The 20,126-nt window shown below is 56.4% G+C and carries 16 protein-coding genes; 1 reads left to right on the forward strand and 15 read right to left on the reverse strand.

Annotation, left to right across the window (positions count from 1 at the left end; all coding sequences use genetic code 11):
• Window positions 1–3: 3 nt before the first annotated feature.
• The 6 genes from pheT to thrS form a co-directional block, all read right to left on the reverse strand.
• Window positions 4–2,376 carry a phenylalanine--tRNA ligase subunit beta gene (gene pheT, locus CLR77_RS10865; RefSeq protein WP_097460677.1) on the reverse strand — a complete coding sequence of 791 codons (2,373 nt, stop codon included), beginning with the start codon at window positions 2,374–2,376 and terminating at the stop codon, window positions 4–6.
• An 86-nt stretch (window positions 2,377–2,462) separates the two neighbouring features.
• Entirely contained in the window at window positions 2,463–3,461 is a 999-nt protein-coding gene (gene pheS / locus CLR77_RS10870; RefSeq protein WP_097460678.1) for a phenylalanine--tRNA ligase subunit alpha, read from the reverse strand.
• Window positions 3,462–3,570: 109 nt separating this feature from the next.
• Complete coding sequence (gene rplT / locus CLR77_RS10875) at window positions 3,571–3,930, reverse strand: 50S ribosomal protein L20 (RefSeq protein WP_097460679.1); 360 nt, start codon at window positions 3,928–3,930, stop codon at window positions 3,571–3,573.
• A gap of 32 nt (window positions 3,931–3,962) precedes the next feature.
• Window positions 3,963–4,154 carry a 50S ribosomal protein L35 gene (rpmI, locus tag CLR77_RS10880; RefSeq protein WP_097460680.1) on the reverse strand — a complete coding sequence of 64 codons (192 nt, stop codon included), beginning with the start codon at window positions 4,152–4,154 and terminating at the stop codon, window positions 3,963–3,965.
• Between the two features lie 96 nt (window positions 4,155–4,250).
• A complete protein-coding gene (gene infC, locus CLR77_RS10885) occupies window positions 4,251–4,793 on the reverse strand; it encodes a translation initiation factor IF-3 (RefSeq protein WP_227519905.1) in 543 nt (180 codons plus the stop codon).
• On the reverse strand, window positions 4,793–6,718 hold the full coding sequence (thrS, locus tag CLR77_RS10890; RefSeq protein WP_097460682.1) for a threonine--tRNA ligase: 1,926 nt from the start codon (window positions 6,716–6,718) through the stop codon (window positions 4,793–4,795). The genes infC and thrS overlap by 1 nt, the downstream gene beginning before the upstream one ends.
• 171 nt (window positions 6,719–6,889) lie before the next feature.
• Here thrS and CLR77_RS10895 point away from each other — a divergent pair, with 171 nt between their 5' ends.
• The gene (locus CLR77_RS10895) at window positions 6,890–7,633 is read left to right on the forward strand and encodes a ParA family protein (protein ID WP_097460683.1); all 744 of its coding nucleotides are present in this window, start codon (window positions 6,890–6,892) and stop codon (window positions 7,631–7,633) included.
• 16 nt (window positions 7,634–7,649) lie between these two features.
• Here the strand turns inward: CLR77_RS10895 and CLR77_RS10900 are convergent, their stop codons facing one another.
• The 9 genes from CLR77_RS10900 to CLR77_RS10940 all read right to left on the reverse strand — a co-directional run bounded on the left by CLR77_RS10900 (window position 7,650) and on the right by CLR77_RS10940 (window position 20,110).
• Window positions 7,650–8,642, reverse strand: a complete 993-nt coding sequence (locus CLR77_RS10900; RefSeq protein ID WP_097460684.1) for a TAXI family TRAP transporter solute-binding subunit — start codon at window positions 8,640–8,642, stop codon at window positions 7,650–7,652.
• 227 nt (window positions 8,643–8,869) lie between these two features.
• Window positions 8,870–11,260, reverse strand: a complete 2,391-nt coding sequence (locus CLR77_RS10905; protein ID WP_097460685.1) for an efflux RND transporter permease subunit — start codon at window positions 11,258–11,260, stop codon at window positions 8,870–8,872.
• Between the two features lie 51 nt (window positions 11,261–11,311).
• Window positions 11,312–12,466, reverse strand: a complete 1,155-nt coding sequence (locus CLR77_RS10910; protein ID WP_097460686.1) for a WD40/YVTN/BNR-like repeat-containing protein — start codon at window positions 12,464–12,466, stop codon at window positions 11,312–11,314.
• Window positions 12,467–12,665: 199 nt separating this feature from the next.
• On the reverse strand, window positions 12,666–14,051 hold the full coding sequence (locus CLR77_RS10915) for a DUF1329 domain-containing protein (RefSeq protein ID WP_097460687.1): 1,386 nt from the start codon (window positions 14,049–14,051) through the stop codon (window positions 12,666–12,668).
• A 268-nt stretch (window positions 14,052–14,319) separates the two neighbouring features.
• Window positions 14,320–16,956: an aminopeptidase N gene (gene pepN, locus CLR77_RS10920; protein WP_097460688.1), complete on the reverse strand. Its 2,637-nt coding sequence runs from the start codon at window positions 16,954–16,956 to the stop codon at window positions 14,320–14,322.
• Window positions 16,923–17,831 carry a DUF2797 domain-containing protein gene (locus CLR77_RS10925; protein ID WP_097460689.1) on the reverse strand — a complete coding sequence of 303 codons (909 nt, stop codon included), beginning with the start codon at window positions 17,829–17,831 and terminating at the stop codon, window positions 16,923–16,925. The genes pepN and CLR77_RS10925 overlap by 34 nt, the downstream gene beginning before the upstream one ends.
• An 18-nt stretch (window positions 17,832–17,849) precedes the next feature.
• Window positions 17,850–18,113, reverse strand: a complete 264-nt coding sequence (locus CLR77_RS10930; protein ID WP_097460690.1) for a YeaC family protein — start codon at window positions 18,111–18,113, stop codon at window positions 17,850–17,852.
• A gap of 104 nt (window positions 18,114–18,217) precedes the next feature.
• A complete protein-coding gene (locus tag CLR77_RS10935; RefSeq protein WP_097460691.1) occupies window positions 18,218–19,093 on the reverse strand; it encodes a rhomboid family intramembrane serine protease in 876 nt (291 codons plus the stop codon).
• A gap of 15 nt (window positions 19,094–19,108) precedes the next feature.
• A complete protein-coding gene (locus CLR77_RS10940) occupies window positions 19,109–20,110 on the reverse strand; it encodes a metallophosphoesterase (RefSeq protein ID WP_097460692.1) in 1,002 nt (333 codons plus the stop codon).
• Window positions 20,111–20,126 lie beyond the last annotated feature (16 nt).

The raw sequence follows: 20,126 nt of genomic DNA on the forward strand, positions 1-20,126 counted from the left end.
ACACTAGCTCCTCAACGTTGCACCCAGCTCAGCCCCCAGATGCGACACAACCCTATTGAAGAGGTCCTGAACCTCCTCATCGTTAAGTGTGCGCTCGGGGTGCTGCCAGAAAAGGCTCAGCGCAAGGCTCTTCTGACCCTCGCCGATATTGCCGCCTTCATAGACATCAAACACTCGCAAGCCTGTAAGGTACTCGCCAGCTTGAGCCCGGATCGCTGTCTCGACCCCAGCATAGCTTGTCCCCTCTGAAACAATAATAGCCAAATCGCGACGAACTTCCGGGAATTTTGAAAATTCTTTGAAATTAGGCACATAACCAGTGAGTACTGGATTTAAGAATAGCTCAAAGAGAAAAATCGCGCCATCCAGATCAAAAGATTTCTGAATTGCTGGGTGAATGGCACCGATGAGTCCAACCACTTGATTGTTATGTACTATTTCAGCGCACTGCCCTGGATGGAGTGCCGCATGCCGCCCGGGACGATACTCAAGGCGCAAACCGAGTACAGCCGACAGGCTCTCCAGGTCGCCTTTTACATCGTAGAAATCGACATTGCCCCGCGCATTCGACCAACGCTCCGGCAAACGGCCACCGCAGACAACACCGGCCAGCATAGGCTCCTGCTCAATGCCCTCACCCTCTTTCACGAAACGCAACCCTGTTTCGAACAGGCGGACGCGCTGCTGCTGACGATTCTGGTTATAGCTCAATGTCTTTAGCAGACCGGTCCAGAGGGTTGTCCGCATCACCGACATATCGCTGGAAATGGGATTTGCCAGCATGATGCCCTGTTGCTCTGGATTGAGCAGTTGCTGAGCCTTCGGATCGACAAAGCTATAGGTGATCGCTTCCTGATAGCCCAGAGACACCAAATGATCACGGACGCGCGCGAGCGGTCGCTTCGCCTCGGGATGGGGACGAAGGCTCAGCCGGCCGACACCTTCGGTTACCGGAAGGTTGTTGTAGCCGTAAATACGGCCGATTTCCTCGATCAGGTCGATTTCCTGACTAATGTCCGGACGGAAACTGGGCACAGCAACCAACCAGCCGTCGGCCTTGAGCTTATCGATGTGCAGACCAAGACGCGTCAGGATTTCCTCGATCTCGGTTCGGTTGATAGCCAATCCAAGAATTGCCGCGACACGCGCTTCCCGCAGATGGATCGGCGCTGCTTCCGGTAAATCCTCTTCACTGAGAGCTTCAATGATCTCGCCAGGCTCTCCACCCACGATATCCAACAAGAGTTTCGTAGCCCGCTCCATGGCAAGGCGCTGCAGGCGATAGTCGACACCGCGCTCGAAGCGATGGGAAGACTCGGTATGAAGACCGTAGGAACGGGCTTTACCGGCTACGGCAATGGCATCGAAGAAAGCCGCCTCCAGGAAGAGATCCCGGGTCTTTTCGGTGACCCCCGAATGCTCTCCGCCCATAACACCTGCCATAGCCACGGCCTTGGAGTGATCTGCGATGACGAGCGTATCTTCGCTCATCGATATTTCCTGGCCATCGAGCAGGCGCAGTTTCTCACCGGACTCGGCCATGCGAACCACGATGCCGCCATCCAGTTCGGCCAAATCAAAGGCATGCATAGGCTGACCCAGCTCGAGCATCACGTAGTTCGTGACATCCACCGCTGGATCGATGGAGCGAATGCCGGAACGACGGAGGCGCTCACGCATCCATACCGGAGACTCCACGCTGAGATCGACATTTCGGATGATGCGTCCCAGATAACGCGGACAGGCCTCCCAGGCACGTACCCGAACATCCAGAATATCGGAATGAACCGGCGCAACCGGCTCGATCACGGGCTCCGATACCGTCAGGCGGTTAAGAACGCCGACCTCGCGAGCCAAACCACGAATGGACAGGCAGTCGCTGCGGTTGGGCGTCAGGTCGACGTCGATAGTGGCATCGTCCAACCCCAGATAGTCACGTAACTGGGTCCCCGTCGGCGCGCTTTCAGGTAGCACCATCAGGCCCTCGTGATTGTCGGACAGCCCCAACTCAGACTCCGAGCACAACATACCCTGCGATTCCACGCCGCGCAGCTTGGCCTTCTTGATTTTGAAGTTGCCCTGCAGGATCGCGCCAATCACGGCGAAAGGCGCCTTCATCCCCTCAAAGACATTCGGCGCGCCACAGACCACCTGGTGAGTCATGGTACCGTCTGACACTTGGCAAACCCGCAGCTTGTCCGCATCCGGATGCGGCGCCAATGCCGTAATCTCACCGACGATAACCCCGGAGAAGGAGCCCGCCACCGGCTCTACATCATCGACCTCAAGTCCAGCCATCGTAATCTGGTGCGCCAGTTCCTGGGTATCGATGTCCGGGTTGACCCACTCACGCAACCACTGCTCGCTGAATTTCATGTTCCTGCCTGTCCTGATCCGGTAAATGGAAAACGCTGTGCCGACCTGCGTCGCTCACGCTAAAAGGCGACAAATAAAGGCGCTACTCAACGGAACTGACGCAAAAAGCGCAGATCGTTCTCAAAGAAGGTTCGCAGGTCATTAACGCCGTAACGCAACATCGCCATACGCTCGACACCCAGACCGAAGGCAAAACCGGAATATTTCTCGGGATCGATCCCGCAATACTCAAAGACACGCGGATGAACCATGCCGCAGCCCATAATTTCAAGCCACTTGATATTACCCTCGCTATCCCGCCCCCACTCGATATCGACTTCCGCGGAAGGCTCCGTGAACGGGAAATAGGAAGGCCGGAAACGTACCGCCAAATCCCGCTCAAAGAAGACGCGCAGGAATTCCTCGATCGTGCTTTTCAGGTCGGCAAAACTGACCTTTTCCTCGACCAGAAGACCTTCCACCTGATGGAACATCGGTGTATGAGTCATATCGGAATCACAACGGTAGACGCGCCCAGGGCAAATGATACGGAACGGCGGCTTGCCCTGCTCCATAGTGCGAATCTGCACCGGCGACGTGTGCGTCCGCAGCAACTGCCCGGGATTGAAATAGAAGGTATCGTGCATGGCACGAGCCGGATGGTGCGCGGGAATATTCAGGGCTTCGAAGTTGTGATAGTCGTCTTCGATTTCCGGGCCCTGCTCAACCGTGTAGCCGGCGCCGGAGAAAAACTGTTCAATACGCTGAATGGTCCGGGTGACAGGATGCAGGCCACCCAAGTCCTGCCCCCGCCCGGGCAGCGTGACATCAATGGACTCCGACGCCAAGCGGGCCTCCAGGACACTCGATTCCAGCGTTGCACGCCGGGCGTTAATCGCCTCCTGAATCTGCACCTTAGCTTCGTTGATTCGCTGACCGGCTGCCGGCCGCTCTTCGGCGGACAGCGCACCCAAACCTTTGAGCAGTTGCGTGAGCTGACCTTTCTTGCCCAGCAGGTCGACACGAAGTGCGTCCAGTGAAGAGAGATCGTTCGCGTTCGCAACCGTCTCCAGACCCTGACGAACCAGTTGTTCGAGATTCTCCATTGACTCCGCTCCAAACAAAAATAGGGGAAGAGCAAGCTCTTCCCCTATTGTCATACGCCGTGAAAATGCTTCGGCGTCACATTACCTCGGCAACAATCGATGCAAGAGCTCAACCGGCCAAAGCGGCCTTGGCTTTTTCCACGACTGCCGCAAAAGCCTGCTGCTCATTCATCGCCAGGTCAGCCAGGACCTTACGATCGATCTCGACTTCGGCTTTCTTCAGACCAGCAATCAGACGGCTGTAGGACAGGCCGTTCATGCGAGCACCAGCGTTGATACGGGCAATCCACAGGGCACGGAACTGACGCTTACGCTGACGACGGTCGCGGTAAGCATACTGGCCGGCCTTGATAACAGCCTGTTTGGCAACACGGAACACACGGCTACGGGCACCGTAGTAACCCTTAGCCTGCTTCAAGATTTTCTTGTGACGACGACGAGCGACGACACCACGTTTTACACGAGCCATGTCTTAATCCTTCTTCCAAATAACCAGGTCAGTTAGCCAGCCAACATACGCTTTACGCCCGCGACATCAGAAGCTGCAATCAGCTTGGTGCCGCGCAGCTGACGCTTACGCTTGGGGCTTTTCTTGGTCAGGATGTGGCTCGTATAAGACTGCTTGTGCTTGAAGCCCTTCGCAGTCTTCTTGAAGCGCTTGGTCGCGCTACTTTTGGTTTTCATTTTAGGCATTACACGTACTCCGCATTCGTCATTAATCGCGCGTAACGCATAAACAGAAAAAACCTCCTGCCCAGAAGGGCGGAAGGTTTCTTCACGCCGTTTGCGTTACTTCTTCTTTTTCGGGGACAGCACCATGGTCATCTGGCGGCCTTCCATCTTTGGCCGCTGTTCGACGACCCCGATCTCACCCAAATCGGTTTCGATCCGATTGAGGAGTTCGAGACCAAGCTCCTGGTGTGCCATTTCACGACCGCGGAAGCGGATCGTGACCTTGCCTTTGTCCCCATTCTCAAGGAAACGTATCAGGTTGCGCAGTTTTACCTGATAATCCCCTTCTTCCGTCCCTGGTCGGAGCTTGATTTCCTTAATCTGCACCTGCTTCTGCTTTTTCTTCGCAGCCGCCTTGGCTTTCTTTTCCTCGAAGATCTTTTTGCCGAAGTCCATGATCTTGCACACGACCGGATCAGAGTCGGCAATCTTGACCAGATCCAACCCCGCTTCCTCTGCGGCCTTCAATGCCTCTTCAATAGGAACAACACCTACCTGTGTTCCATCAGAGGCGATCAAACGAACTTCCGTGGCAGTAATATTCTCGTTGATGGGCGTGCGCGCAGGGCGCTCGCCACGAACGTTTCTCTTATTAATAATCAGATCTCCGCTTTGGTTCTGCTTTTGCGCCGGACTTCCGCCTGCAATGAGGCTATCCATTCGTCCAACGCGAATGTACCCAGGTCTTCACCGGTTCGAGTGCGTACCGCAACAGAGCGATTTTCCACCTCTTTGTCGCCGACAACCAGCAGGTACGGAACCTTGTTAATCGTGTGCTCGCGAATTTTAAAGCCGATCTTCTCGTTTCTCAAGTCAAGCTGCGCACGAAAGCCAACGTTGTCAAGAATTTCGACCACTTCTCGACAATAATCATGCTGATTGTCGGTGATACTCATGACCATGGCCTGGACCGGAGCCAGCCATGCAGGGAAGGCGCCTTCATAATGCTCAATCAGGATACCAATGAAGCGCTCGAAAGATCCCAGTACGGCACGATGCAACATAACCGGCGTGCGACGCTCCTGATTATCCGCGACATACTGAGCGCCCAACCGGCCAGGCATCGAGAAATCCACCTGTATGGTACCACACTGCCAGACCCTGCCAATGCAGTCTTTCAGGGAGAACTCGATTTTCGGCCCGTAAAAGGCTCCTTCTCCCGGCAACAATTCCCAGTCGAGACCCTGGCGATTCAACGCTTCTTCCAGCGCCGCCTCAGCCTTATCCCAGATTTCATCGGACCCCACACGCTTCTCTGGACGCGTCGACAGCTTGTACAGTATCTCGGTAAATCCGAAGTCCGCATAGACTTCATGCAGTAAGGCAATAAAGCGTGTCACCTCTTCCTGAATCTGCGACTCTTCACAGAAGATATGAGCATCGTCCTGGGTAAATCCGCGGACCCGCATCAGCCCGTGCAATGCGCCCGACGGCTCGTTCCGGTGACAGGAACCAAATTCCGCGAAACGCAGCGGCAACTCCTTGTAGCTTTTCAGGCCCTGATTGTAAACCTGGATGTGACAGGGGCAGTTCATGGGCTTGATCGCAAAGTCATGCTTCTCGGATTCCGTGGTAAACATCTCGTCCGAGAATTTATCCCAGTGACCCGACTTCTCCCACAGGGTACGCGATACCACCTGCGGCGTCTTGATCTCCTGGTAACCGTGATGGCGCAACTTGTCGCGCATGTACTGCTCAATCTGCTGATACAGGCTCCAGCCCAGCGGATGCCAGAACACCATGCCAGGCGCTTCCTCCTGGGTATGGAACAGGTTCAGCTTCTTGCCCAGCTTACGATGGTCGCGTTTCTCAGCTTCTTCCAATCGCTGCAGATAGGCTTTCAGCTCCTTCTTGTTACCCCAGGCTGTCCCGTAAACGCGCTGCAACTGCTCGTTGTTGGTGTCCCCCCGCCAGTAGGCCCCAGCGACCTTGGTCAGCTTGAAGGCTTTCAGCTTGCCGGTACTCGGCACATGAGGCCCCCGGCACAGGTCGACAAAATCGCCCTGCTGGTAAAACGACAGCGCCTCGTCTCCGGGAATGTCCTGAATAATCCGGACCTTGTACTCCTCGCCCATCGCCGTAAAGCGCTGAACAGCCTCATCACGGCTCAGCTCAAAGCGCTGAACCGGTAAATCCTGGGCCGCCAATTCCTCCATCCGCTTTTCGATCTTTTCCAGATCGTCCGGCGTAAAGGGACGCTCAAAGCGGAAGTCGTAATAGAATCCATTGTCGATAACCGGCCCTATGGTGACCTGGGCACTGGGGAACAGCTGCTTGACTGCCATCGCCAGCAAATGGGCAGTGGAATGGCGGATAATATCCACACCCTCAGCATCACGTTCAGTGACAATAGCCAGCAGCACATCGCTACTGATGCAATAGGACGTGTCGACCAATTTACCGTCGACTTTACCCGCGAGTGCGGCCTTGGCCAGACCCGGCCCAATATCGGCCGCAACATCGGCAACGGTGACAGGTCCATCGAAGCGACGTTGTTGTCCGTCAGGAAGCGTAATAACTGGCATTGCTGTGTTTCCCCAATTTTTCAGTGGTGACCCGTACGAAAGATCACATGAACCGTAATCGAACGCGGGATTCTAACAAGTCGCAGGCGCCGTGACCATGCCGTAACCACCTTCTCCACGCATTGGCGGCAGAGTTTGCTATGGTTGTCGGACCGGATTAGGGAAGACCTCATGAAACTCATTGCCTTTCACAACATCAAAGGGGGTGTCGGCAAGACCGCGAGCGCCGTCAACATAGCCTACCAGGCCAGCGCCAGTGGTATTCCCACCCTGCTTTGGGACCTTGATCCCCAAGGCGCCGCCAGTTGGTATTTTTCCCGGCAGGCGCCGTCAGACGCCAAGGCGGCCAAGCTGGTAAAGGGTAAAACCCCTATCGGTCGCCTGATCACCGAAAGCGGCCTCCCCCAACTGGACCTGATCCCGTCGGATGTGAGCTTCCGCAATATGGATCTGCAACTGGAAAAGCACGGGCATGCCAACGCACTGCAATCTTGGGTCGAACCCCTGGCCGAGGACTACGCACTGGTCATCCTCGACTGCCCTCCCAGCCTGTCACGACTGGCGGAAAATATCTTCGCCGCCGCCGACCGCATCTATGTGCCGATGATTCCGACCTGGCTATCGGTCAACAGTTGGGAGCAACTACAGGCTTTCGTCAAAGACAAGGGTCTCGACCGGAAACGGTTCCATCCCTTTTTTACATTGGTAGACCGGCGCAAACGCCTGCATCGCGAATTTCTGGAGAAGCCGCCTGAAGACATAAAACGACGGCTGGCAGGCTATATCCCCTACGCCAGCGATATCGAGCGCATGGGCGAATACCGTCAACCGGTGGCACTGTTTGCCCCCCGATCTCCGGCCGCGCTCGCTTATCGGCTGATGTGGGAGCAGATGAGAAAACAGCTGAAATTGTGAAAGATGCCAGCGGCGACTAACGCAACAGGCCGACCTGACGGTAGTAATGTAGCGCACCGGCGTGCAGCGGCGCACTGAGTCCTTCGGACACCATCGCCTTCTTCTCCAGGTGTTGGAAAGCCGGGTGTTGCTCCTTGAACTCTTCGAAGTTCTCAAAGATAGCCTTTACAACACTGTAGATAACTTCATCTGGCACATCCGCCCGTGCCACCAGAGTCGCGCGAACCCCGAAGGTTTTGACGTCTTTCGGATTACCTCGATACATCCCCCCCGGAATGACCGCAGCACTGTAATAGGGACTCTCTCGCACCAAGGCTCTCACAGCGGGATTATCGACGGTCACCAGCACGCTGTCGCAACTGCTGGTCGCTTCCTTGATGGCACCGGACGGGTGGCCCACCGTGTAGACAAAAGCATCGATGCGGTTGTCGCACAATGCCTGGGACTGCTCCGACGGCTTGATTTCCGAAACCTGGGCAAAGTCGTTCATAGTCCACCCCATCTGGTGCATCAGCACCTCCAGGGTGGCTTGCTGGCCGCTGCCGGGCGCCCCGATGTTGACACGCTTCCCCTTAAGATCGGCAAACTTGCGTATGCCGCTATCACGCCTGGCAACAATGGTCAGGGGTTCGGAATGCAGGGAGAGGACAGAGCGTAGGCCCTTGAAAGGGCCGCGCCCCTTGAAGACACCGGTGCCGGTATAGGCGTGATACTGCCAATCTGACTGCACGATCGCCAGATCCAATTCTCCATCACGAAGCGCATTCAGGTTATAGATTGAGCCACTGGTACTATCTACCGAACAGCGGATACCGTTTTCTTTTCGCGCACGATTGACCAATCGACAAATTGCGATGCCTGCCGGGTAATAAACGCCCGTAACGCCACCCGTACCGATGGTGATGAAGCGGGGATCCTTGGTTTCAGCCTGAACCGAACAGGCCACCAGAAATGCCGCTGAAGCAACCACCGCCACCCACAGTGAACGGAATGTATGTCGAAGAGCCATTGAGTGTGTTCTTGGTTTTTTTTGCCGGTATGACAACGGGATAAGACACGCCCCTATCTCGTTGAGCCACTCACCTTAAAGTAGTCGAATAGCATCTCGAAATAAAGGAAAGAAATTTCAACTAACTCTCTGTCCTGCAAAGCAAAGCAAAAACGCAACTGCAACTATCGGACAGGCTGAAAACAACAAGGCCCGCAAAAGCGGGCCTTGTTGTTTTACTGAACGGCTCAGGACTTAGCCGCAGCCGCTCTCGCCTTGGCAACCATGCGGTCGGGCCGCAGCAGGAAACGCGCCAGCGCCGGCAACAACCAGATGGCGCCGATCATGTTCCACAGGAACATGAAGAACAACAGGATTCCCATGTCGGCCTGGAACTTGATCGGGGACCAGATCCAGGTCACCACGCCCAGCGCTAACGTGATGCCTGTAAAGGTGACTGCCCTACCGGTGGAGCGCAACGTCTCGAAATAGGCATCCTGCAACGTCTTGCCTTCCAACAGGAACTTTTCGAGTTTGGTATAGATATAGATGCCGTAATCGACACCGATACCAACCCCCAAGGCAATAACCGGCAACGTCGCCACCTTGATACCGATATGCAATTGCGCCATCAGCGCTTCACACAGCACGGAGGTCAATGCCAGCGGTACGATAACGCAGATAGTGGCCCGGATGGAGCGGAACGTGATCAGGCACAGACAGCTGACAACCGCGTACACAAAGAACAGCATAAGGTCTTTCGCCTTGGCGATAACCTGGTTCGTCGCAGCCTCGACACCGGCATTGCCAGCCCCCAAGACGAACTTGTACTGATCGTTGTTATTCTTCTGGGCAAACGCCTCGGCCACCTTCACGACTCGATTGAGCGTTTCTGCCTTGTGGTCCTTGAGGAACACAATCAGCGGCGTCAGGCTACAGTCCGTATTGATCAAGCCACTGGGCACCTCGCGCAGAGAGGAATTGATCACTCCCTGGTTCGGGGACAATTCATACCACTTGAAGTTGCCCTCGTTGAGCGCCTTGGTTACCAGCTTTGAAATATTGGCAAGCGAGGTTGTGGAGTCGACCCCCTTGGTATTTTCCAACTTCCACTGCAACGCATCCATGGCATGTAGCACAGGATAGCTGGTGCACTGCTGCTTTGGCGTCTCCACCATCACCACCAGGATATCGGCACTGGTGCTGTAATTCTTGATGATGTAGGCATTATCCTGGTTGTAGACCGAGTTCTGCCGAAGCTCCGGAGCTCCCCTCTCCAGGTCGCCGATTTTCAGGTCCTGCTTGTAGTACATACCGATGCCGAGACCCAAAAGTGCAATCAGCAATGAAATCGGTGCCACCCCGGGGTGCGAGAAGAACGACATCAGGCGCCACTTACGATCAACCTTCTCATCATGATTCTGTACGTGCCGGACGCCACTTTTGCTAATGCCAATGTAGGACATCACCAGCGGATGCAGAACCAGGTTGGTGATAATAATCACCGCCACACCGATACCGGCCGCCACCGCCAGGTCCTTGATGACATCGATCTCGATGAACAGCAACGTCAGGAAGCCAATGGCGTCACTCAATAACGCCACCACCCCAGGAATGTAGAGTTGCCGGAACGCCAGCCGCGCCGAGGTCAGCGGGTCGAACCCCTTGGCGGACTCCAGCGCCATGGCGTTGACGACCTGGACCGCATGACTGATACCTATGGCAAAAACCAGGAACGGAACCAGTACCGAGTAGGGATCCAGGCCGTAGCCGAGCAGATGCAGGATACCCAACTGCCAGATAACCGCAATAATGGACGTCAGCAGGGGAATCATCGTGCCAGCGACACAACGGGAATACCAAAACAGGAAGACGCCCGTCAGCAGGATCGTAATGACCGCGAATAGAGCCACATACTGAATGCCGGCAATCAGGTCACCCACCAGCTTGGCAAAGCCGATGATATGAATTTCGATGTTCGGGTTCTGCTTCTCGTATTTCGCGCGAATCTGATCCAGGCGCTTGGACAGCTCCGAATAACTCAACTTGGCGCCGGTCTGCGGGTCCTTCTCATACAACGGAGCATAGATGATGGAGGATTTGAAATTATCCGCCACCAGACGGATTCCCTCCGGTGAACGCAGTACATTCTGCCGCAACTGCTCAAGGCTGTGCGGGGAACCATTATAGCCGTCCGGAATGACCGTTCCGCCCTGGAAGCCCTGCTCCGTCACTTCCAGCCAGCGGATATTCGGCGTCCAAAGGGATTTCAAGCCCGAACGGTTAACACCTTTCAGGTAGAAAATATCGTCATTGATATGCTTAAGCGTATCCATGTAGCTCTTGGTGAAGATGTCGCCATCCTTCACGCCCACCGCCACACGGATAAAGTTGCCCAGATTGTCCAGGTCACCCCGGTGTTTGAGCATATTGACGATATAGGGATGCTTGAGCGGGATCATGCGCTCGAAGCTGGCATTCGGCTGAATCTTGACGGCGTTGTAACCCAGGAACAGGGTAAGAAACAGGAAAAACACCAAGATCAGGACGCGATTGTTGAAAATCAGCCGCTCCAAAAAGGGCTCGGCCTTCGGCGTCAAAAGATAGTGTTCACCCTTGTCGTGCTTGGGGTTAGACATTCAGAAATCCTCTTACTGAAACTCTGGTGGCATCGGGGGCATTAACCGCAATTACATGGGTTTGCCGGTGCCATCCGGCCCCGCCAGCTCGGTACCTTGTTCGCCGACGAGCAGCAGGTTGTCGTTATTGAGCAGTACAGCCGAGAGCAATGCCTCTCGGTCCGCACGCACATGACTCCTGAAGGTCTGGCCAGCGTCGCTACTGACCAAGACGGACCCATCGTTGCCAACCAGGACAATACGTCCTTTGCCATCGGCCACACCCGAGTTCAAAGTCGCGTCAGCGTCCACCGGTACGGCCTTCCAGCTTTTCCCCAAGTCATCGGAACGAAACACGTGCCCACGCAGGCCAAAGGCCAGCACCTCATTGACATTGCCGGTACCCAACGCACCGAAGAACGAACCGCCGTAGGGGCTCTTCACCGACGACCAGGTCATCCCGTCATCCGTCGAGAGATAGACCGTACCCGCCTCGCCTGCGATAAAAAGGGCTCCGCCCTTGACCTGAGCGATGGCGTTAAGGTGATAGCCGTCAGGGTTGGGAACGTGATCAGCCCAGTTGTGCCAGGTCTGACCACCATCATCCGTATGGAAGATCAGCCCATAGGCGCCAATGGCAAAGCCGTATTTGGCATCGCGAAACCATACGTCCAGCAGAGGTTTCCAGGGACCAACCTTCTCATCCGACTTTGCATCTTCCAGAGAAAACTTCAGATTTTCGAGCGAGTCCTGCAATGCTCTCTTCTTGCTTTCAGGCGCGTTGGCTTCCTGCGCCTGCATATCGGTCATCTGTTGCTCGAGCTGAGAGATCACCATCTTCGCTTCCTGGCGACCATCCAACTGCTTGGTCCAGGTGGCTCCCGCATCGCCAGTGTGCAGAATGACGCCGCTGTGTCCTACGGCCCACCCCTGGGTCGGCGTTGGGAAATACACCGCCGTCAGCAGCATCGAAACCGGCACGGAGGCCTGAGTCCACTGCTTGCCGTTATCGTCGGAGTAGATGATGTGTCCGCGCTCGCCGACCGCAACAATGCGTTTTCCCGCATGCGCCACATCGGTCAACAGTTTTTCGCTCGCCAATGTCGTTTCCATGGACGCTGTGTCCAATACATTGCCGACCGCTGCCAGCGCGACCGTACTGGCGCCAGCCAGAGTCAGGCTCAGGCAAACCGCTCCGAAAGTCTTGAGTGTCAACCATTTAGCCATTCAGATTGCCTTTTTTGATGATGTTGATAATTGTCTTGGGGTTCCCGTCACACACCGGCCAGCCATCCCTGCAGACAGGTCATGTGCCGATCCCCTATGCCAGACCGCCCCTCTGGTCCGAATTTATTGTTTGATTATGAGAATAGACCAAAGGCATCAGGCGACAACGCCGCCTGACGCCTCTTTATGCCAATCGGAATTAACGTCCGAAACGACGCAACGAGAATGGAGAGAAGTACCGGGGATCCGGCGCCTTGTTCTCAAACACGTAGGTCGACGGTTCCTCGTTATCCAAACCATGAACGTAATAGCGATGCGCCTGCAGGTCGTAGTACGCGTTCAGCGATGTCCAGACCCCCGGCATGTCGTAAAGATCGGTCAGGAAAGCCATACTGACACGCCATAATTCATCGTGGTTGTCATACTGGTCGACCAGTGCAATACCCCAGCTGTCGGCATCGATATAGAAAACCCGCTTCTTGTAGATGTGGCGTGCAGAAGGCTTCAGGTCCGCCTCCACCACATGGACGCGATGCAACTCCCAACGCGTATACTTCGAGGTCACGTTGGACGCGCCGAGAATCTGCTTGTATTTCAGCTTGTCGGACGCCAGGTCGTAATTGTTGTAGGGAATATAGATCTCGCGGGTTCCCAGGTATTTCCAGTTGTAACGGTCCATGGCACCGTTAAACATGTCCGTGTCGTCCGCGGTCCGCAAGTTGTCCGACGTCGCGATGGGCGAATCGTAGGCCAAGCTCGGTGCCCGCCGCACCCGGCGCTGACCCGCGTTGTATCCCCAGGCTTGACGGGGTTCCTTGATCTGGTTGATCGGTTCGTGAATCAACACCGCGCTGCCCGCCAGGCGGGGCGGCGAATTGGTGAACGCGATATAGTCGAACAGCAGGTTATCCAGGGTGCCTTCGTTACCTTTCGGATTATAAAAGTTGAAGAAGACCTGGTTTTCCGACTCGACCAGTGAATAGTCGCCATTCTGCTGAACCGCCGCCTCACTGAAGCGGTGAGTCACGAACACCCCACGCCAGCGGGTCAGGTGATTCCACATGGCCTCCCAGGCCTTGTGCTCGCTGTCGCCGTAAAGAATCGGGAAGGGATAACCGCCATAGGCGCCGCTGATCCCCGCGCCGTCACCGACCAGGTTGGCATTGGTGGCGTTCTTGTAAATGTTATCCATGACCCACTTGGGAACGGTGTGCGTCCGCCGACTCTGGTAGACGGGCACCTTAAACGTGGTCGGATACTGCTTGATCAGGGCTACCACACCTTTCGACAGGTGGTCCTTGTAGAGATCGACATTCTTCGCCGTAATCGTGAACAGCACCTTGTCATCCGGGAACGGATTCGGGAGATGCTGCCCTTCGTGCGTATAGGATTTGGGCGGAGTCGACAGACCACCGGTCCAGGCCGGAATGGTTCCCGCCTGGTTACCGGCCCGGATGGAGCCAAAAGGCGTCAAATCGGTTTTCAACCGCGCCGCCTCGGCAGGAGAAACACCCGCCTGCGCCAGATTACCCATCAGTGACAGAATAACTGCGCCACCTAAAAGCCACTTTGTTTTTCGAATCATATCGTCTTATCCCACGCGAATCGGATTGCCCTGTTCGCAATCAGGTTGTCTTGTCCTTGTTGTCTGCATCCGTGCCCTGTGCCCGTTGGGGCGGGTACCTGTCCTGAAACATTGGCCAATACGGAGAGCATGAGGCTGCAAGCGCTGCCTACCGTTATGAAGTAAAGGCTAGATAGGCGGAGATCGCCACAAAAAAGCCCGGTATCTCCCTAATTTGAAAAGGGTAGCGGATACCGGGCCATTGTCTATCAGTCTAAAGTGCGATTTTTCAGTCTTTCAGGCTTTTGTGAACCACTTCGTACAGATCGCGGGACAGCGAGCCCTGCTGCATGATGCTTTCAAGCGCCTGCCGCATCTGCGACGCGAAGCGGGCATCGTATTTACGCCACCGGGTCAGGGGGCCTGCAAGACGGGCTGCTATTTGGGGGTTATGTGGATCCAGGCCGATGATCTGTTCCGCCAGGAAGCGATACCCACTGCCATCCTCTGCATGGAATCGTGCTAGATTCTGGTTGGCGAAGACGCCGATCACGGACCGAATCTTGTTGGGATTCTTCCAGTCGAAAGAAGCGTGCCCCAACAGCCCCCGGACGTGCTCGAGCGAACCGCAACGAACACTGCCGGACTGCACCGAGAACCACTGTTCGACCATCTGGGGATCGTTGTGCCACCGCTCATGGAAATGCCGCAGCAAACGCTCCCGTTCCGCGACGAAACCGGAATTGACGATGGCGCGCAGCGCCCCTGCCCGGTCCGTCATGTTGCTCGCGGCTTCGTACTGGTTGAGGGCGATATCACGGGCCATTTCGTCGTCGATATACAACAGCCAGTTGAGCGCCGTATTACGCAGGGCACGCCGGGCTACCGCTTCCGGCTCCAGCGAGAAGGCAGCGCCTCCCGTATTCCGACGGTAACAGGCCAGCAATTCATCTCGCAGGGAGGTTGCCAGTTGTGTCAACACCCGGTCCCTAGCCTCGTGAATGCGATCCGGAGCGGCGGCATCGCTAAGTTCAATCAGATAGGCTTCCGTCGGCAAGGCCAGCATCAGCGATACCAGCGCCTGATCCAGATCAGCATCCGTCAGCAGGCGGCGGTAGGCTTCCACCAGGCGCTCGTCGACCGCATCATCCGAGCCATCCATCAGCGCACGGATCACATCCACGGCCAGTCGCTGACCGGCGTCCCAACGATTGAACCCGTCGCTATCATGACTCATCAGGAACATCAGCTGCTCCCGGGTCCAGGGGTACTGAACGCGCACGGGGGCCGAAAAATGACGCAACAGGGACGGCACAGGACGACGCGGGACGCCATGGAACACAAACCGATGCTCGGGCTCTGTCAGTTCCAGTACTCGGGAGGTCGGGGCATCCGCCTCATCCGCAGACAGTTTCAAGGGTAGATCCCGTCCCAGGTCGTCGAGCAACCCCAGGGCGAACGGAATGTGGAACGGCGCCTTCTCAGTTTGTCCCGGCGTTGGCGGGCAGGACTGGCGAATCGTCAGCGTATAGGTCCCCGCGTCGCGGTCATAATGGTCTTCGATGGTCAGCACCGGTGTGCCGGCCTGCTCGTACCAACGACGGAACTGCCCCAGGTCGCGACCATTGGCATCTTCCATGGCCTTGACGAAATCGTCAGTGGTGACAGCCTGACCGTCGTGCCGACTGAAATACAGGTCAGAGCCTTTGCGGAACCCTTCCGGCCCCATCAGGGTATGGATCATGCGAACGACTTCCGCGCCCTTCTCGTACACCGTGACCGTGTAGAAATTCGAAATTTCCATGTAGGAATCCGGGCGCACCGGATGGGCCATGGGGCCGGCATCCTCGGCAAACTGCGCCGTGCGGATCATATTCACGTCTTCGATCCGCTTAACGGTGGGCGACCCCATATCCGCCGAGAAGCAGGCATCACGGAACACCGTAAAGCCCTCCTTCAGGCTCAACTGGAACCAGTCACGGCAGGTCACCCGATTTCCCGACCAGTTATGAAAGTACTCGTGGGCGACGATGCTTTCGATGCGCTGAAAAGCCAGGTCGGTGGTGGTTTCCGGGTTTGCGAGAACACAGGACGAGTTGAAAATATTCAACCCCTTGTTTTCCATCGCCCCCATGTTGAAGTCGTCCACCGCCACAATCATGAAGATATCCAGATCGTACTCGCGGCCATACACCTCCTCGTCCCAGCGCATGGCGCGCTTCAGGGAGTCCAGTGCATGCTCGGTCTTATGACTGTTACGCGGTTCGACATACATGCGCAGGGAAACGTCCCGCCCCGACTGGGTACGGAAGCTGTCCGTCTGCTCGACCAGGTCGCCGGCCACCAAGGCAAACAGGTAACAGGGTTTCGGAAACGGATCTTCCCAGGTAACGAAGTGACGGCCGCCATCCAGATCACCACGTTCAACCTCATTGCCGTTGGAAAGCAGCACCGGATAGCGCTTGCGATCGGCCTCGATTCGGGTGCTGAAGGGTGCCATGACATCCGGGCGGTCCAGATAGTAGGTAATCCGCCGGAACCCCTCAGCCTCACACTGCGTACAGAACATACCCGAAGATTTGTAGAGCCCTTCAAGCCGCGTGTTTTCCTGGGGACGAATCCAGGTCGTCACCGTCAGTTCAAAGCGGTCGGGAACCGCTTTGACACGGAGAGAGGTACTGTCGACATCGTAGTGATCAGCATTCAGAGGCTGGCCATCGAGCAGCACCCCCTCCAATTGAAGTTCTTCACCATCCAGCACCAGGTCCCGTTCCTGTTCGGCTTCAGGGTTCCGATAAAGATGCTGTATGGCAGTGACACGGGCGCCATCCTCGAACAATTCAAAACACAGGGACACCGAGTCGACGAGAAAAGCCGGCTTACGATAATCCTTCAGGTAAATAGCTCGTGGTTGCGTGTCTCGCATGACTGCTCCTTATGATGGCTGTCGGCGGCATCGAACGCTTCGAGGGCCACGTGATAGGCCGCATATTTACGGATATTGATAACGCCGCTGTCCAGAATCAGATATTGCCCCTTGATCCCCCAAAGCTGCCCCTCGACGACAGGCTCGCGTTCCGGGTTATGGGTCTTGATCTTCGTCGGCCACTGTTCTACCGGGTAACTGAAATGCTGCGGCTCGGCCTCGACGGCCTGAATCGCCTCGTCACCGAAACGGGCTCGGAGGTCCACCAGTTCGGGCGCAATCCGCTCCAGCAAGGCCGGCCCCTCTGTCGCAAGATCCAGGGAAGGCACCTGGTTCTTGAGCATCGCCCGCCAGTCGGTTCGGTCGGCCACATGGGCCTTGGCGGCGACTTCCACCAGCCCGGCCAGATAACGGCTGCTCACCTCGAGCAACGACATTGCCGCCTGGGCCCCCTGATCGATCCAACGTGTCGGAATCTGGTTACGCCGGGTAATGCCGACTTTCAGGCCTGAGGAATTGGCCACATACACCACATGGGGTTGCATACAATGCTGCAGGCCCCACTCCGGTTCACGGCAGGTACCCTGATCGAAGTGGCAGCGCTCCGGGCTGACGATACAGAGATCGCAGGCCGCCAGCTTGCGAAAACAAGGATAACAGTAGCCCTGATTAAAGCTCTTGCGAGTGGCACGGCCACAATGACGGCAGTTGATCTGACCACTAAAGGTCAACCGCAACTGCTGGCCGACCAGTTCGTTGAACGCCACCGAGCTCTCACCCAACGGCAAGGTGTAATGCACCTGATGGTCGACCAGCGTGGCCGTCATTTTCTCTAGATGCCCAACGGCCTTGAGCAGCGAGGTTCGCTCCGACATGATCGACCCCTGGGGAAATCAGTTGAGAATACGGATGGGCGCCACGTCAGAAGGACTGGAACAGGTTTCCCCTTCCGACTTTCGACCGCGATCGATGTAGCCGACGCGGTCCACCTCGGCGACACCGTTGGCATTTTCGTAATACAGCACGGCTTCCATACAAATGGCGCGCTGCTCTTCGGTGAGGGCGCGTCCATCCGGCCATTTACCCAGCTCGACAGCAGTTTTCAGATTGCGGTAGACCGTGGGATCAAGCTTTTTGACCACCTCTTCGAAGGTCATGGGATCTCCTCATTGTTCGCGGTTGCGACACCTCAGTAGAGGCACGCTTCATGCGCGCCATTCTACCAGCCTCCGGATCAATAGTGACCCCGCATGAAGCGTGCCTAGGTTACCCGCCCCCGCGGAGGCGGCACCAGCAAGGCAAAGGCCAGACCACTGATAAATCCGGCGGCATGTGCCCCATTAGCCATTTTCCCAATATTGAGCGCCTCCGGGATCGGCGTAAGCCCCAACAGCATCCAGACCACCGACACGATGATCAACGCTGGAGGGAAATAGAACCTGGGCAGGCGTTGCTGACTGAGCCAGCAATAACCGAGCATGGCATAGACAACACCCGAAAGGCCGCCGAACTCTGGCCCGGTCAGGATGTACTGGGAGAAATTACTGAGAACGGCCGATACCAGAAACAGTGCAATCGCGACGAGCTTGCCGTCTCGCGCTTCGATCTGGCTACCGAGAAACCAGAACATGACGGCGTCGAACGCCAGGTGCGAAATACTGAAGTGCAGGAACACGGGGGTGATCAAACGCCATACCTGCCCACTGGCAAGCGTTGCCATCAGGGCATGCCAACGATCAGCCGTGGACAACAGCGCCACGGGGTCCCAATGGCGGGTATCCACCATAAAAAGGGCATGCAGAGGCCCACGAGTCCCAAAACCAATCGCCCAGGTAATGATCGCTGCCAAAACGACCAGGCCGAGCATCACCGGTGCCTGTGCCGGCCCCGGTTGCCAGCCGGCCGCCCGGACTACCTGCCGGGGCTCGTCGACTGCTTCAACCCGTTCCCGCCACTCCGGACTTGAAAGGTATTGGTGCAGCGCCGTCAGCACCGGCTGACGCCACTCCTCCTCAGCCAGCCAGAGCACTTGCTGGGCCCCTTCTTCGGTCACTCTGTGCGCCACACCCTGGGCGCGTAGCCAGCGGCTGAAGGCCGCCAGGTCGACATTTTCAGGAACCCGGGTCAATACGAACATGCCATTTCCATCTTGTCAGTCTATCTCCTTATCGTGAGGAAACTCTGGACGCTCGACATTTACCCAGACAAATTTCTCTGCCGATAACTGTCGCTCGCCATCCATCCGATAAGCCACCAGTTTGCCGTATTTCACGGCACTGTAATCCAGACAGACAACGTTCGACTTCAAAGGTTTCGGTACACCGGACATCCAATAATGACCCACAAAAACCGGCGGCTGGTCGGCGCCATAGGTCAACAGGTGCCTACACTCGGTCGCCGTCAGCTCGCGGGAGGCAATTTCCGGCGGCAGCGGATCCGGCTGGAAGGCAATGTCCGCGTAGGTTTTCGGATCGTCCGCCCAGAACTTTGTCCGGAAGAAACGACGCACGAAGCCATCCTTGCTGGTGATAGAGGCACCGTCGGGCAACGACATATCGGTTCCCCGCAGCAAACGGTCCATCACACGTCCGGCGAAGGAGCCCTTGACGGTGGAAGCATGGAGGAAGTCTTCATCGATGAGGTTGCCACCGTAGGTTTGCTTGAACGCCTGGATCAACTGGTCGTCCCAGCAGGCGTGTACGACGCGAAAATGTTCAATTTCCAAAAACAGCGGCAACGTGTAGAACCACTCCAGAAACTCGTTCCACTCGTGCGGATAAGCCGCAAACTGGTCGAGTGTTTCAGCAATCAAGCGGTTGTGACGTGGTGTGTGTGCCCGCAGGTAACGGGTTTCGCTGCCCGGCCGGGAGCGCGTGCTGTAGCCCAGGGCATTGTATTCATGGTTCCCCATCACCACCTGGGCGGAACCCCGCTCGACCATATCCCGAACGATATGCAAGGCTTCCCGCACCCGCGGGCCACGATCCACGATGTCACCAATGAATATCGCCTGCCGGCGGCGGTGCTGATAAACGCCATTGACGCGGCTGTATCCCATCTCCTCCAGGAGAAGTCGCAGCGTGTGCGCGCATCCATGGATGTCGCCGATCAGGTCGTAACCCCGGCTGCCACCGGCTGTGTCTGCTTGTGCCACTGCTCTATGCACCACC

This window comes from Mangrovitalea sediminis (assembly GCF_002514725.1).
GTDB classification, from domain to species: Bacteria; Pseudomonadota; Gammaproteobacteria; order Pseudomonadales; family Oleiphilaceae; genus Mangrovitalea; species Mangrovitalea sediminis.